Annotated in this window: 4 protein-coding genes; 3 read left to right on the top strand and 1 reads right to left on the bottom strand. The window is 62.7% G+C overall.

Going from position 1 to position 5,290, the window contains the following annotated elements:
* A partial coding sequence (locus KF791_20825; GenBank protein ID MBX3735028.1) for a hypothetical protein occupies positions 1-414 on the top strand: 414 nt, incomplete at its 5' end.
* 5 nt (positions 415-419) lie between these two features.
* Positions 420-914, top strand: coding sequence for a hypothetical protein (locus tag KF791_20820; protein MBX3735027.1), 495 nt, complete (start codon positions 420-422; stop codon positions 912-914).
* A 614-nt stretch (positions 915-1,528) separates the two neighbouring features.
* Here the strand turns inward: KF791_20820 and KF791_20815 are convergent.
* Entirely contained in the window at positions 1,529-2,563 is a 1,035-nt protein-coding gene (locus KF791_20815; protein MBX3735026.1) for a hypothetical protein, read from the bottom strand.
* Positions 2,564-3,725: 1,162 nt separating this feature from the next.
* On the opposite strand from KF791_20815, the gene KF791_20810 reads away from it, so the two are divergent.
* Positions 3,726-4,787 (top strand): hypothetical protein, encoded by a 1,062-nt coding sequence (locus KF791_20810; GenBank protein MBX3735025.1) that lies wholly within the window; start codon positions 3,726-3,728, stop codon positions 4,785-4,787.
* Positions 4,788-5,290 lie beyond the last annotated feature (503 nt).

Genomic DNA, 5,290 nt, shown 5'->3' with positions numbered 1-5,290 from the left:
CAGGCCGCCGCACGCCGGTTCCGCGTCCTGCAAGCGCTTGTCAAGGAAATTTCTCTCGCGGATCCGTCGGGCAAGTGCCTCGAAAATTTGGACTCGTCCGATGCCGCCGCCCGCGAGGCCGCCGCCGCCGTGGTTGGCCCGCTTTTGGAGCGCGCTGAGGCATCGGCCGATCAGGAGGTTGGCGCCGCCGCAAACAAGGGTAGGGCTTCGTCCGCTGGACCGACCGGACTTGCCCGCGTCGAGGCCGCATTTTCCCAACAGTCCAAAAGCGCTTCCAGGCCGGTACGCCCGAAGGCCCCGGGACCGTCCGTGGCCAAACACCTGAGCGGGCTTGACCGCGCCATCGCCGCGCTGCGGGAACAATCCGGACAGTCGCCGCTTCCCCGCCACCTTGCCGCAAATTCCAACGAATAAGCAAAATGACCGCCATTGACGAGTGCCTAGGAATCACACCCGCCGAAGTTGCCGCCCGCGAGGCTGCTGAACTTGGCGCCATTCCAAAACCCGAAGCCTTTTCCAAGGCCGAGGCCGACGTGGCCAAGGCGCAAGAGAGGCTAGCCGCCTTGGAAGCGAAGCGTGCGACCGCCCTGGAACTGGGCCGCGAGTATCTGGCCATGCTGGAAGACATCCGCCGGCGCCGCGATCAACTGTTGGTGGGCAGGGACAAGGCTGCATTGCATGGCGATGGGGCCGCCGCAGCCCGCGAGGCCGCCCTCGGAATTCTTGGCGACCGGTTCACCCCATGGTTTCAGGCTGGCTGCAAGCTTGCTGAGGCCCTGGATGCCGAGCGTGCCTCCGCGGAAATTTCGCGCATCGCCGACGGATGGGAGGACGAACTTCGTGCCGCCGAATCCGCCGCAGAAGCGTTCCGGGTCGAACACGGCCTGCCCGCCGCGGAGACCCAGACGTCCTGAAGAACGATTTTCGGCCCCCCCTGCCGTGCTACGCCGCCGCTGGCCGCCGTGGACGTGCGGTGGGGGCGGGCCATTCGTCACTCCGGAGTGATCGCCTACCGCCGCACCAGGACCCCGGGGGCGAGGCCGTCCGGTAGGCGGAAGACCTGCGGGTTGTGCATAGCGCGGGTGAGGCACACCTGGCCGGGCCGCCCGAACGGATGGGGCGAGGGGAATTGCTTCATGGCCGGCATCGTACACCGCACCCGGGACAACGGCAGGGCGAGTCACCCTGCTGTCCTCACCCCTTCGCGGATCAAAGCGCCGTGGCGGGCCCCTGCCGGACCGTGAAACTGATGTCGTGGCCGGTGGTCTCGCCCGGTCCGGATGGCCGGCCGACGAACGCGGAAAACTCCGCAAAACTGCCGTCCGCGGCGTATCCGGTCCGTGAGAGCGCGCGGACGACCCCGCGGCAAATCTTTCGGGTCTCCAACGACAACTCCAACTGTGGCGTCGAGCCCAGCGGGGCCGGCCCCAAGTTCTCGCCGCTGTCTGGGACGCGGCCATCGGATTAGAACCCGGCAAGACCGTTCACTGGGAACTGATCAACCGCAGCCAACTCCAACTGGTCGAAGTCAATCACTTTGCTCAAGCTGTTCTTTCGCAAGCCCTTCACCTTGCACATACGCGGCCTCGGCCTCGCGATACTGCCTCAGCCCTTTCGCTTCATCCTTGCTCAGCCACTTGTTGGTTATATAGTAGGTAAACGCGAAGCCAGACGACGCAAAAAAGCGGCCATCTGTAATGGCAGTTTTGAACCCTAGACCCGGCCTGAACTGCCGAATAGTAGACGCTGGAAGGATTTCATCCGCCTCTAAGGTCATCCGAACCGCGAGCCTAATCGGCCCGCCACTTCCCAAATCACGGTCAGGCCTAAAGCCGAGCCAACTCGCCCGAGTCGGAACACTCCAAGGACCTGCGTTAGTGAAAGCGCTGGCGGAAAAGCTGATGTTCGTGAAGGCAGTGTCCAGGAAGTACGTTGCTACTTGTTGAGGTATGTCTGACTCATTGCGATAATACGTTACCTTCGTTGGCAGATGAGGCGGAGCCAAGCTCAAATCGAAGGACGCCCGATTTGCAAGTGGGGGGTCTAGGAGACTGACTGGCATTGCAGCCACATAATTCGCGAATGGCACATTAAGGTTGGTTTGTGATCCTGCCCTGGCGGCCTCAAACTGACAGGACGAGCAATAGGCAAGCCACACGATCGAGGCCGCTGGAACAAAGGGATCCCTTGCTAACACCCCTTCCGAGACAAAAGCATCCCCAATATTGTTGTAGGATGGGATATGCCCCGCGAACCGATCCGTAAGCCTAGTCGTGTAATTTAGAAGTCGGTACGTAGCATTCCCATCGCATGAAATGATCGCAGAGTCGAATAATTGCTTGTCCTCCGGGAAGATTTCTATTAGCCATTGGCAACCTTCTACATCTACGGTGAATTCTGATGTATTTGTGCGATAGAAAAACTCCGCGTTCTTGTTAGCAAATAGCTGCTGGGTTATCACCCTTCCCGCGACGTGGAATGTAGTTGGCGTATCTTCGGCCGCACGAGCCACCAGAATCAGAACCTGCGCGGATATATAGATCGTCAGTAAATGGCGACACATAGGAGTATTAGTTATTGGTATTTGCCACCTTGCTGGTAGGAGTTTGGTTTTGACGCTTCGCCGGGAAAGGGAGATTTGGTTCCACTGTCGCGACCTTTTGGAGTAGTCCGCCTCGCGATTCGGGCGATGTCAACTGGCAAATTTCGACTGCGGCGAAGCTTCTCCGAGCCTGGTGCGGGTCGGCTGACGTGCCCGCTGTCCTGACGCTCGGCGCGAATCAAAACGCAATGGCGGGCCCTTCCCGTGCGTCGGGAATCGTCAAATCTGGGGATGGCTGGCGCCGCGGACCACGAGCACCGTCCTGATGCACCGGTTCGTCTGTCCGCACCTGAGGGTGGAGCGGGTCGAGCCGGTGGACTGACGCCCAGGCGCCACGGAAGGCGAAGTCGCTCGTCTGCCATTGCTGCTGCATGGCGGCCTGACCAGAGGACGGATGGACCGCCTACCTGTGGACCCCGTCGCCGTCCTGGAGCCCGTAGTTGCGCCAAAGAGGAAGCCTGCGGACACCGGAGCTATGGCCCGCCGCTGGCCGAGGGGACATCGGGCCGTTAGGGGGAAGATCCGAGCGTGTCGGATCAGGACGGCCGTTTAACACGGCGCAACAGTCGGACCTTCGAAACGGTGCGAAACGGTGCGGGACCGGCAACGCGAAAACCGCAAGTTTCCGAAGGATTCCGCACGGTCACGAAATCGCGGGCGCATTTGTAAACCGTGGGTCGTCGGTTCAATCCCGACAGCTGGCTCCATCAGTTCTCTCCCGGCGAAGCTTCGAAACCAAATCCACGCTCCTTCGACAGCGTCTTCGGAACAATGCCCGCTTTGGGCCGTTTGCTCCGCGGGGCCCCCTTCGGGAGGTCAACGCGGCCGGACCCGGTTCGACGGCAATCACTTTTCCCCGCCCCATTGGCTTCCAATCCCTTATTTGGAGCCCGAGGACATCCGGGTCTGTCCCGAATACGCGGCCCAGGAAGTGGACCACCCGGTGCGGGTCCCCTCCCGCCCGTGGCCCCTTTCCGTGCGACGGCCGGCGACTCGGGTCGCGATACAGGTCGCGAAGCGTGCGCGGGGTACAAATTCCGAGGGTTGCTGGCGGGCTTGAAACCAGAGACAGTCTGCATCGGGCGACGCCTTCGTTCGCCGATGCCAAGGCATACGCCGCACCATGCCCAAATACGCCCCAGCACCGATTGTTGATTCGTCCACGTGGAGGGCGCTCCTGCTGCTGGCGGAGCCATTGGAGAAGTTCGCGCCGTGGGAATTCGCCAGCGACGTGGACTGCGTGGGGTTGGAGGATGCCGACGATGGCGATTACCGACTCGCCCATGTTCTGGGAAACGCCGGGGAGGTGTTCGCCGCCGTTCTCTACCGCCGGAGAGGAATTGCATGGCTTTTGAAGGCCCTGAGCGAAGACCTCGACCCGCACGACTTCAGCGCCCTGGAGGAAATGGACTGCCTGAAGGTGGAATTCGTCCCCAGGCGCGAGTTGGCGAAGGAAGACCTCGCCGTGCTCAAGACCGCCGGCCTCAAGCCTGCGGGCAAAGGACGCCTCTGGCCGCAGTTCCGATCAACGATCCCGGGGTGGCATCCGTGGCACATTGATCAGGCCGAGGCCGATCAACTGTTGCGTGACCTGCCCCGCTTGACCGCATTTCTCAAGCTCCTGAAGTCGAACCCGTCGCTGTTTGAGGAGCGGTCAGACGGCGAACTGCCGTTCCTGCCGGCGTCACTGCCGGGCCGTCCGCTCGCCTTGGACGACCTGAACTGGCGCAAGTGCATCCGGCTTCCGGATCCGCCGCTGTCCCCTTATGTTCCACCGCAGTCGGAAATGGATCCACTCCGGAGCCTTCCGCGAACACGACAACTGGTCGTTGAGTTCGACTCGGCCCTGATGCCAGGGGCGTCGTTCCGCGAGAATGGCCGACCTTGCTTCGGACGCGTTGCCCTGCTGGTGGAGTCCGTGAACGGCATCGTCATCGGCGGGAAGGCCAGCTCGGGTGCGATGCATCCGGGTGACGCCGCCGGGGCGGCGTTGGTTTCGTTGCTGCGGCAGGCACCCGTGCTGCCGTCAATGCTGGTGCTGCGAAACCCCCGTTGGCGTCCGGTGGTGGAGGGCGTCTGTGGTGCCTTGGGGATTGAAGTGCGGATGGCGAAGCGCCTGCCCGCCTTGGACGAGGCGCTCGCCCACCTCGAACGGAGCATGGCCGACGGAGGGTCGGGACTGTGACGGACTTCACCGGGGCCATTGCCGCGCAGACGTTGTGCTCCTCGCACCAAGGGGGGCGTTCTCACTCGAGGCATGCCGCGCCCGAGGCCGACTGACAATCGGGTTGAGCTCCGGGCCCGGGCGCCGTTGGCGATCACCGAGCGGCTGATGCGCAGGAAACGCCGCGGAGGCAGGTGGAACTCGAGCCGGGTGGGTTGCGAGAATCCGCAAAGGGACAGGTCGATAGAGAATCCGCAAAGGGACAGGCCGATTGTTGGCCGAGTGTTCGATCGTGTGGCGTCTGGCGTGGGGAGCAACGGAGTTGGTGAGATCCTTGGTCAGAGCATCACCACGGAACAGCGGTCTGGAGGAACTCGCGCGTTCCCTGGGGGCACGGAATCTGGAAATGCGGAGTGTGGCCACCCTTTGGGTGATAGCAGGAGATTGGCGGTGCGGCTGGTTGGCCTGCGTCCGCACAGATTTCTTCCGGGAGGGGGGAGATGCGGAACCGGGACCGGGCCTGT

Source organism: Verrucomicrobiia bacterium, assembly GCA_019634635.1.
GTDB lineage: Bacteria > Verrucomicrobiota > Verrucomicrobiia > Limisphaerales > UBA9464 > UBA9464.
This window is presented reverse-complemented; position numbering and strand designations above follow the sequence as displayed.